The organism is Pseudomonas sp. ATCC PTA-122608 (assembly GCF_001952855.1).
Taxonomy (GTDB): Bacteria; Pseudomonadota; Gammaproteobacteria; order Pseudomonadales; family Pseudomonadaceae; genus Aquipseudomonas.
This window is the reverse complement of sequence record NZ_LPNO01000001.1, coordinates 441,774-461,665: the sequence shown is the minus strand read 5'-3', so window position 1 is coordinate 461,665 and position 19,892 is coordinate 441,774. Positions and strand designations below refer to the sequence as shown.

The following is a 19,892-nucleotide window of genomic DNA, read 5'->3' as shown; positions in this document are numbered from 1 at the left end:
CGACCATTCCCATACGAAAGTTCAGATTTACTGCACTTTCTGAAACCGCCGCAGTCGGAAACAACACACGCCACTCAATCACTCCAGGAGAGCCCACATGGCCAACACCTCTTTACGCAAAGCGTCATTGGAAAGCATGGAAGCCGAGATTTCGAGCCTGCTCAAATCTCTGGAAAGCCTCAAGGACGATGCGTCTGACGAGTCGCGCAAAACCTTGAAGGCCCTGAAAAGCAATGCCGAGAATGCTCTCAAGCATTCCCGTCACCTGATCAGCGATGCTTACGAAGAAAGCAAAGTCAAAATCCGCGAAACCGGTGTTGCGACACGGGACTACGCGCAAGAGCACCCATGGACTACCGCTGGCGTCGCCGTTGGCGCGCTGGGCCTGCTGGCTGCTTACTTGCTGTGCAAACGCGGCGACTAAACAACCTGGCGCGCAAGCTCAGCCTTGAGCCACTGCGCCAGTTGCCGGGCGCGCCCATCCGCGGCGCGCTTGGGTAGCCACAACGCCAGTTGCGCCGGGGTTTCACTGAAACCCCACGGCGCAACCAGGCGACCCGCTCGCAGGTCCTCTGCCACCAGCGGCTCAGGCGCAATTGCCACCCCCAGCCCGGCCACCGCCGCCTCCAGCAAATAATACAAATGCTCGAAACCCTGACCGTACTTCAACGCGCCAGCGTCGATTCCGTGGTGCTGCGCCCAGCTGGGCCAGGCTTGTGGGCGCGAAGTGGTGTGCAATAAGGCTTGATCCAGCAGGGCTTCGGCAGGTGCCTGGCGTAAACGCTCGTAATCGGCAAATCGCGGGCTCATGACCGGGCCAATGCGCTCGCTGGCCAATTCGTACACCTGCATATCCGCCGGCCACGGCGGCTCAGCGAACACCAGCAGCGCGTCCAATCCGGGGCGACGCGGGTCGAGGTCGCCTTCGCCCGCCGACAGATGCAGGCGCAAATCCGGCAGATCGGCGTTCAGGCGCCCCAAACGCGGAATAAACCAGCGCGCCAGCAGACTGCCGGAGCAGCCGAGCACAAATGGTGCGTCTGCGCTGCTTTGTGTGAGTTCTGCGCAGGTGTCCCTCAGACGCTCGAACGCCTCAAAACTCGCATCTCGCAGGCGGATGCCGGCATCTGTGAGTTTGAGGCCGCGCCCGTCCTTGACGAACAGGCTGACACCGAGGTGTTCTTCCAACACCTTGAGCTGCCGGCTGACGGCGCCATGGGTCACGTGCAGTTGCTCAGCGGCCTGGCTGACGCTGTTCAGGCGTGCAGCCGCCTCGAAAGCGCGCAGGGCGTTCAGGGGTGGGAGGTCTCGGCTCATCTGTGAGTTTTCCTGACAGGTTGTGGCGATCTTATCGGTTTTCACGTGGAAGCGTCAGGGGTAGAGTGACCGTCATTGCCAATTACACATTTTCTACCTGGAGCGTCCCATGACTCAGACCGATTTACGCAACGGCCCAGACGCCAATGGCCTGTTTGGTTCGTTCGGCGGCCGCTACGTGGCGGAAACCCTGATGCCGTTGATCCTTGATCTGGCCCGCGAATACGAAGCGGCCAAGATCGATCCGGCCTTCAATGAAGAACTGGCCTACTTCCAGCGCGACTACGTCGGACGCCCAAGCCCGCTGTACTTCGCCGAACGCCTGACCGAATTCTGCGGCGGCGCCAAGATCTACCTCAAGCGCGAAGAGCTGAACCACACCGGCGCCCACAAGATCAACAACTGCATCGGCCAGATCCTGCTGGCGCGGCGCATGGGCAAAAAACGCATCATCGCCGAGACCGGCGCCGGCATGCACGGTGTGGCCACCGCCACCGTCGCCGCGCGTTTTGGCCTGGACTGCGTGATCTACATGGGCACCACCGACATCGAGCGCCAGCAGGCCAACGTATTCCGCATGAAGCTGCTGGGCGCTGAAGTGATCCCGGTAGTCGCCGGCACCGGCACCCTGAAAGACGCAATGAACGAAGCCCTGCGCGACTGGGTCACCAACGTCGACAGCACCTTCTACCTGATCGGCACCGTAGCCGGTCCGCACCCGTACCCAGCCATGGTTCGCGACTTCCAGGCCGTGATCGGCAAGGAAACCCGTACCCAACTGCAGGCCCAGGAAGGCCGTCTGCCCGACAGCCTGGTGGCATGCATCGGCGGCGGTTCCAACGCCATGGGCCTGTTCCACCCGTTCCTGGATGACACCAGCGTCGAAATCATCGGCGTTGAAGCGGCCGGCTACGGCATCGAGACCGGCAAACACGCGGCCAGCCTCAACGGCGGCGTACCGGGTGTGCTCCACGGCAACCGTACCTTCCTGTTGCAGGACGACGATGGCCAGATCATCGACGCCCACTCGATCTCCGCTGGCCTCGACTACCCGGGCATCGGCCCTGAACACGCTTGGTTGCACGACATCGGCCGCGTCCAGTACACCTCGGTGACCGACGACGAAGCCCTCGACGCCTTTCACAAATGCTGCCGCCTGGAAGGGATTATTCCTGCACTGGAAAGCGCCCACGCCTTGGCCGAAGTATTTAAACGCGCGCCGACCTTGCCGAAAGATCACCTGATGGTGGTCAACCTGTCCGGCCGTGGCGACAAAGACATGCAAACCGTGATGCACCACATGGAACAGTCCAAGCAGGAGAAACACTGATGAGCCGCCTGCAAACACGTTTTGCGCAACTGAAAGAACAAAACCGCGCCGCCCTGGTGACCTTCGTCACCGCTGGCGACCCGGGCTATGACACCTCGCTGGCGATCCTCAAGGGCTTGCCGGCGGCCGGCGCCGATGTAATCGAGCTGGGCATGCCGTTCACCGACCCGATGGCCGACGGCCCGGCCATTCAACTGGCCAACATCCGTGCACTGACCGCCAAGCAGAACCTCACGAAAACCCTGCAAATGGTTCGCGAGTTCCGCGAGGGCAACAGCGACACGCCGCTGGTGCTGATGGGCTACTTCAACCCGATCCACATGTACGGCGTGCCACGCTTTATCAGCGATGCAAAAGAAGCCGGCGTCGACGGCCTGATCGTGGTCGACATGCCGCCCGAGCATAACGGCGAGCTGTGCGACCCGGCCCAGGCTGCCGGTATCGACTTTATCCGCCTGACCACGCCGACCACCGATGACGTGCGTCTGCCGACCGTACTCAACGGCAGCTCCGGGTTTGTGTACTACGTTTCGGTGGCCGGTGTGACCGGTGCCGGTGCCGCAACCCTGGAACACGTTGAAGAAGCCGTAACCCGTCTGCGTCGGCATACCGACCTGCCGATCAGCATCGGTTTTGGTATCCGCACCCCGGAGCAGGCCGCTGCAATCGCCCGCCTGGCAGATGGTGTGGTGGTGGGTTCGGCACTGATCGATCACATCGCCAATGCCAGCAACGATCAACAGGCCATCGACGGTGTATTGACCCTGTGTTCAGCGCTGTCGGAAGGTGTGCGCAACGCCCGTAAGTAAGCGGCTCGTAAGCGGTAGGTAAAGTTCCTGATACAGAGGAATCAAGCCGGGAAATCAGCACCTAAGCTAACAAGACCAAGGGATTTCGAACGTGGTTCGAAATCCCTTTTTGTTGTTTGTGCAGTTGAGGAAACCCCTGATGAAGATGCCTAAACGTGTGATAGCCAGTCTGGGTGTGCTGTTGCTCGGCGCCAGCGCGCTGGTGCAAGCCGCACCGTATGACCAAGGCGGCGGACCTGACCGTGGCGGCCCGCCGGGCCAGCAGAACGATCACCGTGGCGATGACCGTCGCGGGCCCCAGGACAATCACCGTGGCGGGCCTCCTCAGGATTTCGGCCCTGTGAGACAGGTCATCCGCGATAACCATGGCGACTTCCGCCGTGGCGCACCGCCGCCTCCCGGTATCCACCTGGTGCGCGGCCAGCGCCTGCCGCCGAACTACTACGGCGAGCGCCTGGACCCACGGGCGCTGGGCCATCTGCCGCAATACCCGGGCTACGAATGGCGCCGCTCGGGCGGGGACATCGTGCTGATCGCGATTGGCACCAGCATCGTCTATCAGATTCTGGATGGCGCGCTGTACTAGTAGCGCGAGTCTGACCCACTGTGGCGAGGGAGCTTGCTCCCGTTGGGCTGCGCAGCGGCCCAAAAATCTTGGGAGCGCTGCGCACTCCAGCGGGAGCAAGCTCCCTCGCCACAGGTATTAACCAGTCGCCTAAATCTCTATGCGCTCGACCTTGCCGACCAACAAGATGTAGGACAACGCCCCCAGCAACGCCAACACCGCGATGTACGTAATCGCCGGTGCAAACGAATCTCCGGTGGCCAGAAAGCCAATCACAATCGGCGTGGTAATCGCCGACAGATTGCCGATGAAGTTGAACACCCCGCCCGTCAGCCCCAACAGCCTTGACGGCGCGAGGGTCGACACCAATGACCAGGTGATCGACGCCAGGCCATTGCCGAAAAACGCCACCGCCAGAAACGCAATCACCCATGCCGTGGAGTCAACAAAGTTGGCGCCGATGATCGCTGTGGAAATCAACAGCCCGCCGATGATCGGCAACTTGCGCGCGAACCCTACCGACGTCCCCCGTCGAATCAGCCAGTCGGAAAACAACCCCGAACACAGCACCCCGACAAACGCCGCCAGAAACGGCAGTGAAGCCAGCAGGCCGGACTTGATGAAGTCCATGCCGCGATATTTCACCAGGTAGGTCGGAAACCACGTCAGGAAAAACCACAGCGTGGAGTTCAGGCAGAACTGCCCCAGGTAGATACCCCACAACTTTTGCTTGCTCAGTACGATGCCAAGGTCGACCCAACTGAACGGCGCCTTGGCCGCTTGTGCCTGGATATCCACCAACCCGCCGCCTTTGCGGATCAGCTCGATTTCCGCCGCATTCGCGCCCTTGAAATCCCGTGGTTCGCGGTACACCGCGTACCAGATCAACGCCCACAGAATGCCCACGCCGCCGGTGGCGACAAACACCATGTGCCAGCCAAAAGCGTGTTGCAGCCAAGCCAGCACCGGCGTGAGAAACGCCAACCCGACAAACTGCCCGGAGGTGTAGAAGCCAATCGCCGTGGCCCGCTCACGCTCGGGGAACCAGGTGGTGACCACGCGGCTGTTGATCGGGTAGGCCGGGGCTTCCAGGGCACCGACCGCCATGCGCAATACGAACAGCGCGATGAAGCTGGCGGCAAAGCCGAGCATCACGGTGGCGATCGACCACAGCAGCAGGGCGACACTGTAGAGAATGCGCGGCGGCACCCGGTCCACCAGCCAGCCGCCGGGGATTTGCATGGCAGCGTAGGTCCAGCCGAACGCGGAGAAAATCAGCCCGACATGCACCGGGTCGATCCCCAACTCGCTGGTCAGGGCCGGGGCGGCAATCGACAGGTTGCTGCGGTCCAGGTAATTGATCACCACGGTGATGAACAGCAGCACCATGATGAAGAAACGCTTTCGGCTGGGCGTGACTAAAGAAGCCTGCCCGGTGAAGGACTCGGATTGCATGGGGGTTGCCTCTTCTTATGGTTATTGAGGACAGGTCTTACTGAAGAAACCGAATCAAATGTGGGAGCGGGCTTGCTCGCGAAAGCGGTCTACCAGCAGCGGATGTGTTGACTGACCCTCCGCCTTCGCGAGCAAGCCCGCTCCCACATTGATCGGGTTTTCACCTCAAATTCGCGGTGTTTACCACTCCGCAAAACTGCCATCGGCATGACGCCAGATCGGGTTGCGCCAGCGATGCCCGATGGCCGCGCGCTCAATCACGTATTCCTCGTTGATCTCGATGCCCAGGCCTGGCCCATTGGGGATTTTCACAAAGCCCTGGTCGTAGTCGAAAACCCCCGGATCACGTACGTAATCCAGCAGGTCGTTGCTCTCGTTGTAGTGAATGCCCAGGCTCTGTTCCTGGATGAACGCGTTGTAGCAAACCGCATCCAGTTGCAGGCACGCCGCCAGGGCAATCGGGCCGAGCGGGCAGTGCAGGGCAAGGGCCACGTCGTAGGCTTCGGCCATGTTGGCGATCTTGCGGGTTTCGGTGATACCGCCGGCGTGGGAAGCATCCGGCTGGATGATGTCGACGTAGCCTTCGCTGAGCACGCGCTTGAAGTCCCAGCGCGAGAACAGGCGCTCGCCAAGGGCAATCGGGGTGCTGGTGAGCGGCGCCAGCTCTTTCAGCGCTTCGTAGTTTTCGCTGAGCACCGGCTCTTCGATGAACATCAGTTTGTAGGGATCGAGCTCCTTCATCAGCACCTTGGCCATGGGCTTGTGCACCCGGCCATGGAAGTCGACGCCGATGCCGACGTTCGGGCCGACCGCATCCCGCACGGCGGCGACATTGGCCAGGGCCTGGTCGACTTTTTCGAAGCTGTCGAGAAATTGCAGCTCTTCGGTGCCGTTCATTTTTACCGCGGTAAAACCACGGGCCACGGCTTCCTTGGCGGCGCGGGCAGTGTCGGCCGGGCGGTCGCCACCAATCCACGAATACACGCGGATCTTGTCGCGCACCTGGCCACCCAGCAAGTCGCTGACCGATACGCCGAGCGCCTTGCCCTTGATGTCCCACAGCGCCTGGTCGATACCGGCGAGGGCGCTCATATGGATCGCGCCGCCACGGTAGAAACCGCCGCGGTAGAGCACCGTCCAGATGTCTTCGATATTGCGTGGGTCTTTGCCGATCAAGTAGTCGGACAATTCTTCGACGGCGGCAGCCACGGTGTGGGCGCGGCCCTCGACCACAGGTTCGCCCCAACCGGTCACACCCTGGTCGGTTTCAACCTTGAGGAAGCACCAGCGCGGCGGGACGATGAAGGTGGTCAGTTTGGTGATTTTCATCTTCTTATCTCTCTTGTAGATGGAGAACGCTGATCAGCCCAAGGCGTGCCAGGCCGCGACGTAGGCCTGGGCGTTGCTCGCCACTTGGGCGACGCTCATGCCCGGCTTGAACAACCCGGAACCCAGGCCGAAGCCTTTGACGCCCGCGTCGAAAAATACCTGCATGTTGTCCGGAGTAATGCCGCCCACCGGCAGCAACACCGTGCCCGCGGGCAGTACCGCGAGCCAGGCCTTGACCACGGCCGGGCCCATTTGCTCGGCGGGGAAAAGCTTCAGCACGTCGGCGCCTTCGGCCAGCGCGGCAAAGGCTTCGGTGGGCGTGGCCACACCTGGCGACAGATACAGGCCCGCGGCCTTGGCGGCACGCAACACCTTGGCATCGCTGTGGGGCATGACGATCACTTGGCCGCCGGCAGCTTTTACTTGATCAACCTGTTCCGGGGTCAGCACGGTGCCGGCGCCGATCAGGCAATCGGCGGGCAGGCTGTCCCGCAGAATGCGGATGCTGGAATAAGGGTCCGGTGAGTTGAGCGGCACTTCGATCACCCTGAAACCTGCCGTGTACAACACCTCGCCGATCGCCAGCGCCTCCTCCGGTCGCAGACCGCGCAGGATCGCGATCAAACCGTTGTGTGTCAGTGCTTGCTTGAGCATCTCGAGCCTCTCGTCAGGTTGCAGGCAGCAGCCCCGCCGCCATGGCCAGCTGCCAAAGGCCACGCTCGGTAGCCTCCTGTGCCAGGGTCACGCGAGGGAAGCCACAGAGTTGGAGTGCACGCTGGTAGCGGGTGCAGAGTTGGGTAGCGCCGACCAGGACGATGTCGCGCTGCTGGGCAGGCTGGCGGGTGCGCAGGCCCATGAGTTCGTGGCCGATCATCAGGCCGGACAAATAGTCGGGTTGCTCGTCGGGCGCCAGTTCGCCGGTCAATCCCAGGGTGCGGGCGCTGAACAAGTTCGACAACAGCCCGGTCTGGCCGTCCACCGACAGTGCCACCTGCACGCCGCGATCAAAAGCGGCTGTCTGGAATTCTTCGGAAGGGCGCTGGGTGCGCCCCAAAATACTGTGTTGGCTGAGCACGGCGAACAGCTCGCCGGTCATGAAGGTGTCGAAGTGGGTGATGCAGCCTTCCACCACCTCCACCCACTTGGAATGGCTGCCCGGCAGGCCGATCAGTACGTCGCTCCCCGTAGTGACGGACACGCTTTGCAGCACGCCGAGGACCTGGGTTTCTTCGCCGCGCATCACATTGGGCAACGCGCCACGTTGAATCACGCCGGGCACGATGTGCACCGCTGTGCCCCGCAGGCTGCGCACAACATGCAGCGCCTGGCCAAGGGTGGATACATCCGCCGGGGTATCGCGGTAAGCCGCTTCGCTCCAGCCCTGGGCGCTGCCGACCATGCCGCAGGCGATGACCGGAAGGCCGGGCTGGGCATCGAGCCAGTCACCGCAGGCCGCATCGAATGCCAGCTCGAAGCCATTGCTGCAGCGAACACCGGCAATGTCCCGGGGTTCGGTGGGCAAGTGCATGATCCCCGACGCCAGGGCGCGTCGTTCGATCACGACACCTGCCGGGCCGAGCTTGTAAGCACGAAGGGAACTGGTTCCCCAATCGAGCGCGATCAATTGCGCCTGCATCGCTTCACCTGAGTGTTCTGAGCGGATGAGGCGAATATAAACCCAAGACTGGCAAAGTCTCAATATATAAATGTCAGTCCCATATATAGGGAGAATGCAGACTTAGAGTATCGACAGGTCCAGCGTGCGCATCGCCCCCATCCAGATAGCGTGTTCGGTGTGGTCCTTGAGGTCATCGCCGGTGGTGGGGTGCAGGAACACCACCAGGCCGTTGCGGTTAAGGGCCAGCCACGGCAGCACGACGCCGATGTATTCAGGCTCGAACGCCAGCTGGCAGCTCCAGTCCGGGTGCGGGCCTACCGGGCGCTCATGCACCCGTCCCATGCGCAGCGGGAACATTTGCGCGGCGTCCTCGCAGAGTTTGCGCGCCTGGTCGATGGTGTTGGCGTCGAAGTAGATGTGGGCGTGGTAGCCCTTGATACGTTGCATGACAGGCTCCGGGCTCAATGATCGGCAAATCCTAGACCGCAATGGACGGCAGGGCCAGACCGGTCAGCGATTGTGCGCTGCTGGCTTGTTCGGCCATCAGCCAGTCGACGAAACGTTCGATCAATTGGCTGCGACGTTTGCGCTGGGGCAGCACCACGTAATAGCCGAAGCGTGAGATCACGGTGTCGCCAATCGGCCGGCACAGCCACTTTTGCTCGAGCAAGTTATCCACAAGGTGGCGCCAGCCGATGGCCACGCCCTGGCCGGCGATCGCGGCCTGGATCAACAGCGTGTAATTGTCGAAACGCAGTTGGCCCGGGGTGGGCGCCGTGTTGATGCCCAGCTCGCGAAACACGCCGCTCCAGTCGAACCACTGGTTGTTGTTTTGCTGGCGCAGGTGCAGCAAGGGAAACTCCAGCAGGCTCTGCACCGGCAGCGGCGCGGTGCGGTCCTGGAGCAACTGCGGGCTGCACACCGGGAACACTTCCTCGTTGAACAGCCACAGGCTGTCGCCCTGTTTGAAACGGCCGTCGCCGAATAACACCGCCACATCGATATCGCTGCGCAACGAGGCGTGATTGCGCTCGCTGGTGACCAGGCTCACGTCCACCTGCGGGTTCGCCTCGTGGAAACGATGCAGGCGCGGCATCAGCCAATAAGCGGCGAACGCAAAGTCGGTCGCCACCTGCAGGACTTCGTGCTGGTCCTGCTCGGCAATCGCACTCAAGCCCTGGTTGATGCTCTGCAAGCCGGCCTGCACCTGCTCGAACAACAGGGCGCCCGCGTCGGTCAGTTCAATGCCACGGTAAATGCGATCAAACAGGCGCACCTTCAGTTGTTCTTCCAGGCGCTTGATCTGCTGGCTGATGGCCGGCTGGGTGGTGCCCAGTTCCATCGCCGCCGCCGTAAAGCTGCGTTGGCGGGCCGCCGCTTCAAACGCGCGCAGCAGGTCGAGTGACAGGTTACCGAGGGATTCATACATAAGCTGTGCTTATCCTAGACATTGCTTCTCATGGGCTTTACCACGATTTCCATGGCCTGCATGCTCATTCGCATAAACGTTGACTATGGAATGCCGCGAAACCATGAAGCGCAAGAACATTCTTTTTATCATGGCCGATCAAATGGCCGCGCCGATGCTTCCGTTCTACGGTCCTTCGCCTATCAAACTGCCGAACTTGAGCCGCCTCGCCGCTGAAGGCGTGGTGTTTGACGCCGCTTACTGCAACAGCCCGCTGTGTGCGCCATCGCGTTTTACCCTGGTGAGTGGCCAACTGCCGAGCAAGATCGGCGCCTACGACAACGCAGCCGATTTCCCCGCCGACGTGCCGACCTATGCCCACTACCTGCGTCGCCTCGGCTACCGCACAGCGCTGTCGGGCAAGATGCATTTTTGCGGCCCCGACCAGCTCCACGGTTATGAAGAACGCCTGACCAGTGACATCTACCCCGCCGACTATGGCTGGGCGGTGAACTGGGATGAGCCGGATGTGCGTCCCACCTGGTACCACAACATGGCGTCGGTGCTGCAAGCCGGGCCGTGCGTGCGCACCAACCAGCTGGATTTCGACGAAGAGGTGGTGTTCAAGGCCCAGCAGTACCTGTTCGACCATATCCGCGAGGATGGCGACCAGCCGTTCTGCCTGACCGTGTCGATGACGCACCCACACGACCCGTACACCATTCCCAAACCATTCTGGGACCTGTACGACGACAACGACATCCCGTTGCCTACAACGCCGCCACAAGCAGATCTCGACCCTCACTCCCAACGCCTGCTCAAGGTCTATGACCTGTGGGACAAGCCGCTGCCGGTGAACAAGATCCGCGATGCACGCAGGGCCTACTTCGGTGCGTGCAGCTACATCGACAGCAACGTCGGCAAGCTGCTGCAAACCCTGGAAGACACGGGCCTGGCCGACGACACCATCATCATCTTCTCCGGCGACCACGGCGACATGCTCGGCGAGCGCGGGCTCTGGTACAAAATGCACTGGTTTGAAATGGCCGCCCGGGTGCCGCTGCTGATCAGCGCGCCGGGGCAGTTTGCGGCGGGCCGCGTGACGGCTGCCGTGTCCACCGCCGACCTGCTGCCGACCCTGGTGGAACTGGCCGGCGGCCAACTCGACGCCAACCTGCCACTGGACGGCCGCTCGCTGGTCTCGCACTTGCAAGGGCAGGGCGGGCACGACGAAGTGTTCGGCGAGTACATGGCCGAGGGCACCATCAGCCCGCTGATGATGATTCGCCGTGGCGCCTACAAGTTCATCTACAGCGAGGACGATCCTTGCCTATTGTTCGATGTGCACAACGACCCGCACGAGCGGGAAGAACTCAGCCAGTCACCGGAACACCGGCCACTGTTCGAGGCGTTTTTGAGTGAGGCGCGGGCCAAATGGGACATCCCGGCGATCCACCAGCAGGTGCTCGCCAGCCAACGCCGTCGCCGCCTGGTATTCGAGGCGCTGACCCAGGGCAAGCTGAAGAGCTGGGACCACCAGCCACTGGTAGACGCCAGTCAGCAATACATGCGCAACCATATCGACCTCGACGATCTGGAGCGCAAGGCACGTTTTCCACAACCCTGCCAAAACCAATAAAACTGAGGGGAAGGCCATGCAAAAGTTATCCACCGTGTTGAGCGTTGCGCTGCTGGCATTGAGCAGTGCCGGTGCCTACGCGGACTCAAGTTGCGACACCGTGAAGATGGCCGATCCGGGCTGGAGCGATATCGCCGCCACCAATGCCATTACCGGTTTCCTGTTGAACGGCATGGGCTACAAGGCCAAGGTTGACACCCTTGCGGTGCCGATCACCTTTGGCGGGCTCAAGGACGGCCAGGTGGATGTGTTCCTGGGTAACTGGATGCCGGCGCAGCAGGGCTTCTACGACAAGTTCGTGGCCAATCGCGATGTGGTGCAACTGGCGAAGAACCTCGACGGCACCGAGTTCACCCTCGCCGTGCCGGACTACGTGTGGGACGCCGGGGTGCATGATTTTGCCGACCTGAACAAGTTTGCCGACAAGTTCGACAAGAAGATCTATGGCATCGGTTCGGGTGCGCCGGCGAACATCTCGTTGCAGGAAATCATCAAGAAAAACGACTTCGACCTGGGCCAGTGGAAGCTGATCGAGTCCAGTGAACAGGCGATGCTCGCCGAAGTGTCCCGGGCGGTGAAGAAGCAGAAGTTCGTGACCTTCCTCGGCTGGACGCCGCACCCGATGAACGTGCAACTGAAGATGCATTACCTCAAGGGTGGGGAGAAGTACTTTGGTGACACCGGCAGCGTGTATACGTTGACCCGCAAGGGTTATGCGCAGGCCTGCCCGAATGTTGGGAAATTGCTGACCAACCTGAGTTTCACCCAGGAAATGGAGAACGCCATCATGGCAGAAGTGGTGAACAAGAAGGTGAGCAACGCTGATGCGGCGAAGGCCTGGATCAAGGCAAATCCGGCGGTGCTGGACAAGTGGCTGGACGGGGTTAAAACCGTCGATGGCCAGGATGCGCTGGCTGCCGTAAAAGCCAAACTCTGATGCACTGATCGTTCCCACGCTCTGCGTGGGAACGCATCCGGTGACGCTCCGCGTCACGACTCAGGAGCGGACGCAGAGCGTCCAAGACGGCATTCCCACGCAGAGCGTGGGAACGATCATCATGAGCCTGATACTCTGATTCAAACCTTTTCAACCGAGTTTCCAATGCCCTGGCCCAACCGCCATACACTCTTCCCCTTCCTCAGCTGGCTACCGCGCCAAACCCGCGCCAGCGTCGGGCGAGATGCGATCGTCGGCCTGAGCGGTGCAGTCCTGGCATTACCGCAATCCATTGCCTACGCACTGATCGCCGGTCTCCCACCGGAATACGGCCTGTACGCCGCAATCCTTCCGGTATTGATCGCCTGCTTGTGGGGCTCTTCCTGGCACCTGATCTGCGGTCCTACGGCCGCGATTTCCATCGTGCTGTACGCTAGCGTCAGCCCGCTGGCCGTGCCCGGTTCCCAGGACTACATCACGCTCATCCTGTTGCTGACCTTCCTGGCCGGCGTCTTCCAATGGCTGCTGGGCATGCTGCGCTTCGGTGCCCTGGTGAATTTCGTCTCGCACTCGGTGGTACTCGGCTTCACCCTTGGCGCTGCGGTGGTGATCGCCCTGGGGCAACTGCCCAATCTGTTGGGGCTTGACCTGCCCAGCCAGGCCACGGCGATCAACAGCCTGCTGGCGCTGATCAACCATGCAGGGGAATGGAATCATCCTTCACTGATGCTCGGGCTCGGCACCTTGCTGGTGGGGGTGCTGCTGAAACTGTGGGTGCCGCGCTGGCCCACACTGTTGATCGCGTTGGCCTTGGGCAGCCTCATCCCATGGCTATGGCCGGCGATGTTCGGGCAGGTGGCGTTGGTCAGTTCATTTGTCGGCAAACTGCCGCCCTTCAGCCCGCTGCCGATGGACTTGGACATGGTTCTGCGCCTCCTGCCGAGTGCCGTGGCGGTGGGCATGCTCGGGCTGGTGACCAGCCTGTCGATTGCGCGCTCGCTGTCGGCCCGCTCCCAGCAATTGCTCGATGCGAATCAGGAAGTGCGTGCGCAGGGTTTATCCAACATCGTCGGCGGATTTTTCTCCGGGTACTTGTCGGCAGGTTCCTTCACCCGTTCGGGCCTGAGCTATGAAGCAGGCGCCTGTTCGCCGCTGGCAGGGGTGTTTTCTGCGCTGTGGGTGGCGCTGTTTGCGCTGTTCGGCGCGGCACTGATCGCCCATATCCCGATCCCGAGCATGGCCGCGAGCATCCTGCTGATTTGCTGGGGGTTGGTGGACCATCGCGGTATTCGGGCGCTGTTCCGGGTCAGCCGCGCAGAGTTCGTGGTGATGAGCCTGACCTGCATCGCCACGCTGCTGCTGGAATTGCAGACGGCGATTTATGCGGGTGTGCTGGCGTCGCTGTTTTTCTATCTCAAGCGCACCTCGCAGCCGCGAGTCCAACAATGGCGTGACGGTGAGGACGATGTGCTGCGGGTCGGCGGCTCGATCTTTTTCGGCGCCAGCCATTACCTGCAAGTGCGGCTGCAAAGCCTGCACGGCCAGCGGGTGGTGATCGAGGCGCAGCAGATCAACTTTATCGACTATTCAGGGGTGGAGATGCTGCACCAGGAGGCGCGCCGATTGAACGGATTGGGGCGCAGCCTGGCGTTGCGCAAGGCCCGGCCGCAGGTGGTGGAAGAGTTGAAAAAACTGGAAGGGGCCGATAAATGCCCCATCCATTTCGAAGACTGAACGCGGTTAAAACTGTGGGAGCTGGCTTGCCTGCGATAGCGGTGTGTCAGCTTGCATCTGCGGTACTGACACACCGCTATCGCAGGCAAGCCAGCTCCCACATTTAGAGTTGCATCAGGCCAGTTGCCGACGCAGTTCAGCTAAAACCGGGGCCGAATCCGGGCGTACACCGCGCCACAGGAAGAACGCTTCCGCGGCCTGTTCCACCAGCATCCCCAGGCCATCCATCGCCACCGCGGCGCCCTGCTCATTGGCCCAGCGGCAAAACGCCGTAGGCTCCTTGGCGTACATCATGTCGTAGCAAAAGGTCTTGCCCGGCTCAACGAGGCTGCCGGCAATCGGCGGTACATCGCCTGACAGGCTGGCGGACGTGGCGTTGATGATCAGGTCCACCGGCTCACGCAGCCAGTCAAAACCGCTGGCGGACACCGGCCCGAGGTCGTCGAACAGTTCGGCGAGCAGTTCGGCTTTTTCTACGGTGCGGTTGGCGATGATCAGCGACGCCGGTTGCTCTGCCAGTAATGGTTCCAGCGCACCGCGCACGGCACCGCCAGCACCCAGCAGCAGGATGCGTTTACCTTGCAGGCTGAACCCGGCATTCACCGTCAAATCCCGCACCAGGCCGGCGCCGTCGGTGTTGTCTCCCAAAAGGCTGCCATCGGCGAGCTTGCTCAGGGTATTCACCGCGCCGGCACGTTGCGCGCGCTCGGTGAGGGTGTTGGCCAGGCGATAGGCCTCTTCCTTGAACGGCACGGTGACGTTGGCACCACGGCCTTGCTGGAAAAACTCGCGGGCACAGCCAGTGAAATCCTCCAGCGGCGCGAGCAAGGTGCTGTAGTCCAGTTGCTCACCGGTTTGTTCGGCGAACAGGCGGTGAATCAGCGGCGACTTGCTGTGGCCGATGGGGTTGCCGAAGACGACATAACGATCCATCAGACCGCCGCCTTGGGCAGCACGCCCAGCCAGTCGCGGTCTTGCAGGAAGTAGTCGGTGAGGCGTGCTTCTTCACTTTCAGGCGCGGCCTTCCAATCGTAGCTCCAACGCACTTGCGGTGGCAGCGACATCAGGATCGACTCGGTGCGCCCGCCGGATTGCAGGCCGAACAAGGTGCCACGGTCGTAGACCAGGTTGAACTCAACGTAGCGGCCACGGCGGAATTCCTGGAACTCACGCTGCTGCTCGGTATAGGCCATGGCCTTGCGACGCTGGACAATTGGCAGGTAAGCGTCAATGTAGGCATCGCCGATGGCGCGCATGAAGGCGAAGCTGGTGTCGAAGTCCCACTCGTTCAAATCATCGAAGAACAAACCGCCGATGCCCCGGGGTTCGTTGCGGTGCTTGATGTGGAAGTAGGTGTCGCACCAGGCCTTGTAGCGCGAGTACACGTCCGGGCCAAACGGCGCGCAGGCCTGTTCGGCGACGCGGTGCCAGTGGATGCAGTCTTCTTCGTTGCCGTAGTAGGGCGTCAGGTCGAAACCGCCACCGAACCACCACACCGGCTCTTCGCCTTCTTTTTCAGCGATGAAAAACCGTACGTTGGCGTGGGAAGTCGGCACATGCGGGTTGTGCGGGTGGATCACCAGCGACACGCCGAGGGCTTCAAAACCGCGACCGGCCAATTCCGGGCGATGGGCACTGGCGGAAGGTGGGAGGCCGCTGCCAAACACGTGGGAAAAGTTAACGCCGCCTTTCTCGATCACCGAACCGTTTTCGATCACACGGGTGCGACCACCGCCGCCGGCCGGCCGGGTCCAGGCGTCTTCGATAAAGCGAGTGTCCGTCTCAAAGGTTTCCAGGGCGCTGCAAATACGGTCTTGCAGGTCGAGCAGGTAGGCTTTGACAGCCTCGGTGCGGGTAGTCATGACATCACCTTGAATCGGGCAAAGCTACGCGAGGCCATTGGGCGTCGGCGGCAAATGGGCGCACAGGATACCACTGCACCCCGTATTGCCGCAGTTGACGAAGATCAAGCTTAGGAGTCCGATAGGGGGCTACGCGAAATTGACTTGAGGAGAGTGCAGATGGCCAAACGTATCCAGTTCCGTGCCCATGGCGGCCCCGAAGTACTTGAGTATGTGGACTACACCCCGGCAGAACCCGGCCCGCAGCAGGTTCGCGTGCAGAACAAGGCCATTGGCCTGAACTTCATCGACACCTATTTCCGCAGCGGCCTGTATGCACCACCAGCCTTGCCGTCGGGCCTGGGCGCGGAAGGCGCTGGCGTGGTTGATGCGGTGGGCAGCGAAGTCACTCAGTTCAAGGTCGGTGATCGCGTGGCCTACGGCAGCGGCCCGCTGGGTGCCTACAGCGAATTGCATGTGTTGCCGGCTGCCAACCTGGTGCACCTGCCAGACGACATCAGCTTCGAACAGGCCGCTGGCGCGATGCTCAAGGGCCTGACGGTGCAGTACCTGTTGCGCCAGACCTATGAGTTGAAGGGCGGCGAAACCATCCTGTTCCACGCCGCCGCCGGTGGCGTGGGCTCGCTGGCGTGCCAATGGGCCAAGGCCTTGGGCGTTAAGCTGATCGGTACCGTCAGTTCGCCGGAAAAGGCAGCGCTGGCAAAATCCCTCGGTGCCTGGGAAACCATCGACTACAGCAAGGAAAACGTCGCACAGCGCGTGCTGGAACTGACTGACGGCAAGAAATGCCCGGTGGTGTACGACGGCGTAGGCAAGGACACTTGGCTTACCTCGCTGGACAGCGTGGCACCCCGCGGGTTGGTGGTGAGTTTTGGGAATGCGTCGGGCGCTGTGGATGGGGTTAACCTGGGGATTCTGGCGGCCAAGGGCTCGCTGTATGTCACCCGGCCGACTTTGGCGACCTATGCCAACAACCCGGAAAACCTGCAGGCGATGGCGGATGATCTGTTTTCGATGATCATCAGTGGCAAGTTGCAGATTGATATTAATCAGCGGTTTTCGTTGGGGGATGCGGCGAAGGCGCAGATTGAGTTGTCGGCGCGGCGGACGACTGGGTCGACCATTCTGCTGCCATAAGGCGTTGGATTTTCAGCGGCTTTGAGGGCCTCTTCGCGAGCAAGCCCGCTCCCACATTTGTCCGCGTTCCAAAAATTGGACTCGGTCAAATGTGGGAGCGGGCTTGCTCGCGAATGAAGGCGACTCGGTCTCAGGAAGGCCGCACAACCTCGCCCGTCGCCAGATCCCGAATCAAACTCGGGTTCTTGCGCCCACCCAGATTCCCGCCCAACACCAGATCCACCTGCCCACGGAAATACTGCTCCACACGAATCCGCGTGCGCGCCGCCGGGCGGCCCTGTGGGTTGGCCGAGGTGGAAATCAGCGGCCCGACCAGCGAGCACAGATCCCGCACCTGCGGATGATCAGTCACCCGCAGCGCCACCGTGTCATGCACACCGGTGATCCACTCGGGCAACAAATCCTGATGGGGCACCAGCCACGTATTGGGACCCGGCCAGGTACTGGCCATGCGGTCCATCCACTCATCAGGAAAGTCTTCGAAGAGAAAATCGAACTGACGGATATTGTCGGCAATCAGGATCAGCCCCTTATCCACAGACCGGCCCTTGATCGCCAGCAACCGATCCACGGCCTCTTCGTTCCAAGGGTCACAGCCCAGGCCCCAGACCGCCTCGGTTGGATAGGCAATCACCGCGCCTGCGCGAATTTCTCGTGCGGCTTCTCGCACACGCCACCTGTTGACCATTGCTCACTCTCCGGACTAAAGCTCTGCGCAGTTTACCGATCTTCGTTACAAAACCTAGCCGCGCGCAAACCAGCGCCCACTTTCGCAGATTACCCGGCCTTCCAGCTCGAGTTCCGTCAGGCTGGCCAGCACCTCGGACAAGGCCCTTCCGCTGGCGATCGCCAAGGCTTCACTGGTGTGGGGCGCCGCGTGCAACAGCGCCACCAGCGGGTGAGTGACAGCAATCGGCGCCGGGCGGGACAGTGCCTGCCAGCCGCGCAGGTTTTCGAGAATGTGTTCGATGGTTTCCACCAGCACCGCCCCATCGCGGATCAGCTGATGGCAGCCTTTGGCTCCGGGGTGATGGATCGAGCCGGGGATGGCGTATACCTCGCGGCCTTGCTCCGCCGCCAGGCGTGCGGTGATCAGCGAACCGCTGGCCATGCTGGCTTCCACTACCAGCACTCCAAGGGACAGGCCGCTGATTATGCGGTTACGCCGCGGGAAGTTGCCGGCCTGGGGCGGGGCGTCCAACGGAAACTCGGAAACCACGGCGCTGCCTTGGGCAATCATCGCTTCGGCCAAGCGTCGGTGGCGCTGTGGATAAAAGTTTTCGAGCCCGGTGCCCAGCACGCCGATTGTATGTCCACCAACATCCAAAGCCGCCTGGTGAGCAGCGCCATCGATACCCAGGGCAAGGCCGCTGGTGATGACAAAACCGGCACTGGCCAGGCTGCGGGAAAACGCGGCGGCGGTGTCCATGCCTGGCCTGGAGGCACGACGGCTACCGACCATCGCCAGTTGCGGTTTTTCCAGAATCGCCGGGTTGCCGGCGACGAATAATAGCGGGGGTGCGTCATCCAATTCTGCCAGCAGCGCCGGGTAGTCGGGCTGGTCCCACATCAGCAAATGCTGGGCCGGACGCTCCAGCCAGGCCAGTGCCGCACTGGCACCATCACGTACTTCCTCACTGCGCCGGGCGTCGGCGCTGGCCACCTTGAGTCCCAGTGAACGCCAGGCACTCGCCGGCGCGCTGATGGCTTTTGATGCAGAACCAAACGCCTCGATGAGCTTTTGAAAACCTTTGGGACCCAGTTCCGGCAGCCTGTGCAAGCGTAGTCGGGCTTCCAGCTCTGCCGGGGAAATTTCGCGGTTATTCGTCGGTAACATTTGATCGTCCTTGATCGGAACAAGCTGTGGATAACTCTGTTGGTAACTTATTTAGCAACCTAATTATTGCCTTCAATCAGGCACCTCAAAACGGTCCATTACCGCGAGGGAACGGGACGCGCTGAGCACCAGGCCGTAACTGAGCTTTTCGTAGGTGCGAAACACCACCAGCGTTCCGGCTGGCTCGTCAGGCATCTTCACCGGCGCGCCGGTCACTCTGTCCCGAATGGTTTCACCGGCTTTCACCACCGCCAGCAAATGACCTTCCATCAGCCCGTCACGGCGGCCCTTGTTCAACGTCACCGCATCCAGCACACCGATCTGCGTCACGCCCCGGGGTATGTCGATGATGTGCCCGGCAATGGCGCGGGCAGGCCACTGAACCACCAGGCTGGCCAGGTCCGTGGGTGCTTGCTGGCCGAGCAACCGGTCCCCGGGACGCACCTCCTGGGTCACCCGCTGCACACCCAATGTGCTGACGTCGCCCGCTGTCACAAAACGTGCGGTGCCTATGTCGTCGGCGTTGATGCCCAGCAATTCCTGGCTATCGGGGTCGGTATAAGCCTGGCCCCGGCGGAAAATCCCGTAACTTTGGACGGCAGGGTCCAGGGGCCCACGCGCATAAACACGTTCGCCATTGGCGCCCAATACTCGGCCGGCATCTGCTGCAACAATATAGGGAGCGTGGTCCAGTTCCTGGGGCGTATCGAGAATGCGGTTGTGCAGTAAAAAGCGCTGGATGGCTTGCTGCGTATGAAGCGGCAGCGGTTGACCCGCATGTGGAAAGCTCGCAGGAACCTGGCCAACAACGGCCTGGGCCCACAGCAGCAAGACGAGTAGCGATTTCCTCATGGGGTGAATCTCCTCTATTATGTGCATTCGCGTGAAACGCCTTGGCCTTCGCGGCTCTCGGAC

The 19,892-nt window shown here is 61.6% G+C and carries 20 protein-coding genes; 8 read left to right on the top strand and 12 right to left on the bottom strand.

Annotated elements, in window-relative coordinates; all coding sequences use genetic code 11:
• Positions 1 to 97: 97 nt before the first annotated feature.
• Positions 98 to 424: a YqjD family protein gene (locus AU074_RS02195; protein WP_003170746.1), complete on the top strand. Its 327-nt coding sequence runs from the start codon at positions 98 to 100 to the stop codon at positions 422 to 424.
• Here the strand turns inward: AU074_RS02195 and AU074_RS02190 are convergent.
• Positions 421 to 1,317 (bottom strand): LysR family transcriptional regulator, encoded by an 897-nt coding sequence (locus AU074_RS02190; protein ID WP_076013295.1) that lies wholly within the window; start codon positions 1,315 to 1,317, stop codon positions 421 to 423. The genes AU074_RS02195 and AU074_RS02190 overlap by 4 nt on opposite strands.
• Positions 1,318 to 1,426: 109 nt before the next feature.
• On the opposite strand from AU074_RS02190, the gene trpB reads away from it, so the two are divergent.
• The 3 genes from trpB (at position 1,427) to AU074_RS02175 (ending at position 4,042) form a co-directional block, all read left to right on the top strand.
• Positions 1,427 to 2,647, top strand: a complete 1,221-nt coding sequence (gene trpB / locus AU074_RS02185) for a tryptophan synthase subunit beta (RefSeq protein ID WP_076013294.1) — start codon at positions 1,427 to 1,429, stop codon at positions 2,645 to 2,647.
• Complete coding sequence (gene trpA, locus AU074_RS02180; protein ID WP_008439583.1) at positions 2,647 to 3,456, top strand: tryptophan synthase subunit alpha; 810 nt, start codon at positions 2,647 to 2,649, stop codon at positions 3,454 to 3,456. The genes trpB and trpA overlap by 1 nt, the downstream gene beginning before the upstream one ends.
• A 139-nt stretch (positions 3,457 to 3,595) precedes the next feature.
• Positions 3,596 to 4,042, top strand: a complete 447-nt coding sequence (locus tag AU074_RS02175; protein WP_076013293.1) for an anti-virulence regulator CigR family protein — start codon at positions 3,596 to 3,598, stop codon at positions 4,040 to 4,042.
• 129 nt (positions 4,043 to 4,171) lie between these two features.
• On the opposite strand, the gene AU074_RS02165 is transcribed toward AU074_RS02175, so the two are convergent.
• From AU074_RS02165 to AU074_RS02140, 6 genes are all read right to left on the bottom strand, one after another.
• Positions 4,172 to 5,476 (bottom strand): MFS transporter, encoded by a 1,305-nt coding sequence (locus AU074_RS02165; protein WP_076013291.1) that lies wholly within the window; start codon positions 5,474 to 5,476, stop codon positions 4,172 to 4,174.
• Positions 5,477 to 5,656: 180 nt separating this feature from the next.
• Complete coding sequence (gene dgoD / locus AU074_RS02160) at positions 5,657 to 6,805, bottom strand: galactonate dehydratase (RefSeq protein ID WP_003213645.1); 1,149 nt, start codon at positions 6,803 to 6,805, stop codon at positions 5,657 to 5,659.
• A 33-nt stretch (positions 6,806 to 6,838) separates the two neighbouring features.
• Positions 6,839 to 7,459 carry a 2-dehydro-3-deoxy-6-phosphogalactonate aldolase gene (locus tag AU074_RS02155; RefSeq protein ID WP_003213643.1) on the bottom strand — a complete coding sequence of 207 codons (621 nt, stop codon included), beginning with the start codon at positions 7,457 to 7,459 and terminating at the stop codon, positions 6,839 to 6,841.
• Positions 7,460 to 7,472: 13 nt separating this feature from the next.
• Positions 7,473 to 8,441: a 2-dehydro-3-deoxygalactonokinase gene (locus AU074_RS02150; RefSeq protein WP_076013290.1), complete on the bottom strand. Its 969-nt coding sequence runs from the start codon at positions 8,439 to 8,441 to the stop codon at positions 7,473 to 7,475.
• 102 nt (positions 8,442 to 8,543) lie between these two features.
• Positions 8,544 to 8,870, bottom strand: coding sequence for a DOPA 4,5-dioxygenase family protein (locus AU074_RS02145; RefSeq protein WP_076013289.1), 327 nt, complete (start codon positions 8,868 to 8,870; stop codon positions 8,544 to 8,546).
• Positions 8,871 to 8,901: 31 nt separating this feature from the next.
• Positions 8,902 to 9,852: a LysR family transcriptional regulator gene (locus tag AU074_RS02140; protein ID WP_076013288.1), complete on the bottom strand. Its 951-nt coding sequence runs from the start codon at positions 9,850 to 9,852 to the stop codon at positions 8,902 to 8,904.
• Between the two features lie 103 nt (positions 9,853 to 9,955).
• Here AU074_RS02140 and betC point away from each other — a divergent pair, with 103 nt between their 5' ends.
• The 3 genes from betC to AU074_RS02125 all read left to right on the top strand — a co-directional run bounded on the left by betC (position 9,956) and on the right by AU074_RS02125 (position 14,141).
• The gene (gene betC / locus AU074_RS02135; RefSeq protein WP_076013361.1) at positions 9,956 to 11,470 is read left to right on the top strand and encodes a choline-sulfatase; all 1,515 of its coding nucleotides are present in this window, start codon (positions 9,956 to 9,958) and stop codon (positions 11,468 to 11,470) included.
• 16 nt (positions 11,471 to 11,486) lie between these two features.
• Positions 11,487 to 12,407, top strand: coding sequence for a choline ABC transporter substrate-binding protein (gene choX / locus AU074_RS02130; protein WP_076013287.1), 921 nt, complete (start codon positions 11,487 to 11,489; stop codon positions 12,405 to 12,407).
• 165 nt (positions 12,408 to 12,572) lie between these two features.
• On the top strand, positions 12,573 to 14,141 hold the full coding sequence (locus AU074_RS02125; protein ID WP_076013286.1) for a SulP family inorganic anion transporter: 1,569 nt from the start codon (positions 12,573 to 12,575) through the stop codon (positions 14,139 to 14,141).
• A 114-nt stretch (positions 14,142 to 14,255) separates the two neighbouring features.
• Here AU074_RS02125 and aroE read toward each other — a convergent pair whose 3' ends face one another.
• Together aroE and hemF are read right to left on the bottom strand one after the other, a co-directional pair.
• The gene (gene aroE / locus AU074_RS02120; protein ID WP_076013285.1) at positions 14,256 to 15,074 is read right to left on the bottom strand and encodes a shikimate dehydrogenase; all 819 of its coding nucleotides are present in this window, start codon (positions 15,072 to 15,074) and stop codon (positions 14,256 to 14,258) included.
• Complete coding sequence (gene hemF / locus AU074_RS02115) at positions 15,074 to 16,003, bottom strand: oxygen-dependent coproporphyrinogen oxidase (RefSeq protein WP_076013284.1); 930 nt, start codon at positions 16,001 to 16,003, stop codon at positions 15,074 to 15,076. The genes aroE and hemF overlap by 1 nt, the downstream gene beginning before the upstream one ends.
• A 159-nt stretch (positions 16,004 to 16,162) precedes the next feature.
• Here hemF and AU074_RS02110 point away from each other — a divergent pair, with 159 nt between their 5' ends.
• Positions 16,163 to 17,140: an NADPH:quinone reductase gene (locus tag AU074_RS02110; protein ID WP_076013283.1), complete on the top strand. Its 978-nt coding sequence runs from the start codon at positions 16,163 to 16,165 to the stop codon at positions 17,138 to 17,140.
• Between the two features lie 130 nt (positions 17,141 to 17,270).
• On the opposite strand, the gene AU074_RS02105 is transcribed toward AU074_RS02110, so the two are convergent.
• The 3 genes from AU074_RS02105 to AU074_RS02095 all read right to left on the bottom strand — a co-directional run bounded on the left by AU074_RS02105 (position 17,271) and on the right by AU074_RS02095 (position 19,829).
• Positions 17,271 to 17,828, bottom strand: coding sequence for an L-threonylcarbamoyladenylate synthase (locus AU074_RS02105; RefSeq protein WP_003213622.1), 558 nt, complete (start codon positions 17,826 to 17,828; stop codon positions 17,271 to 17,273).
• A gap of 54 nt (positions 17,829 to 17,882) precedes the next feature.
• Complete coding sequence (gene dprA, locus AU074_RS02100; protein WP_076013282.1) at positions 17,883 to 18,977, bottom strand: DNA-processing protein DprA; 1,095 nt, start codon at positions 18,975 to 18,977, stop codon at positions 17,883 to 17,885.
• Between the two features lie 72 nt (positions 18,978 to 19,049).
• Positions 19,050 to 19,829, bottom strand: a complete 780-nt coding sequence (locus tag AU074_RS02095) for a peptidoglycan-binding protein (RefSeq protein ID WP_076013281.1) — start codon at positions 19,827 to 19,829, stop codon at positions 19,050 to 19,052.
• Positions 19,830 to 19,892 lie beyond the last annotated feature (63 nt).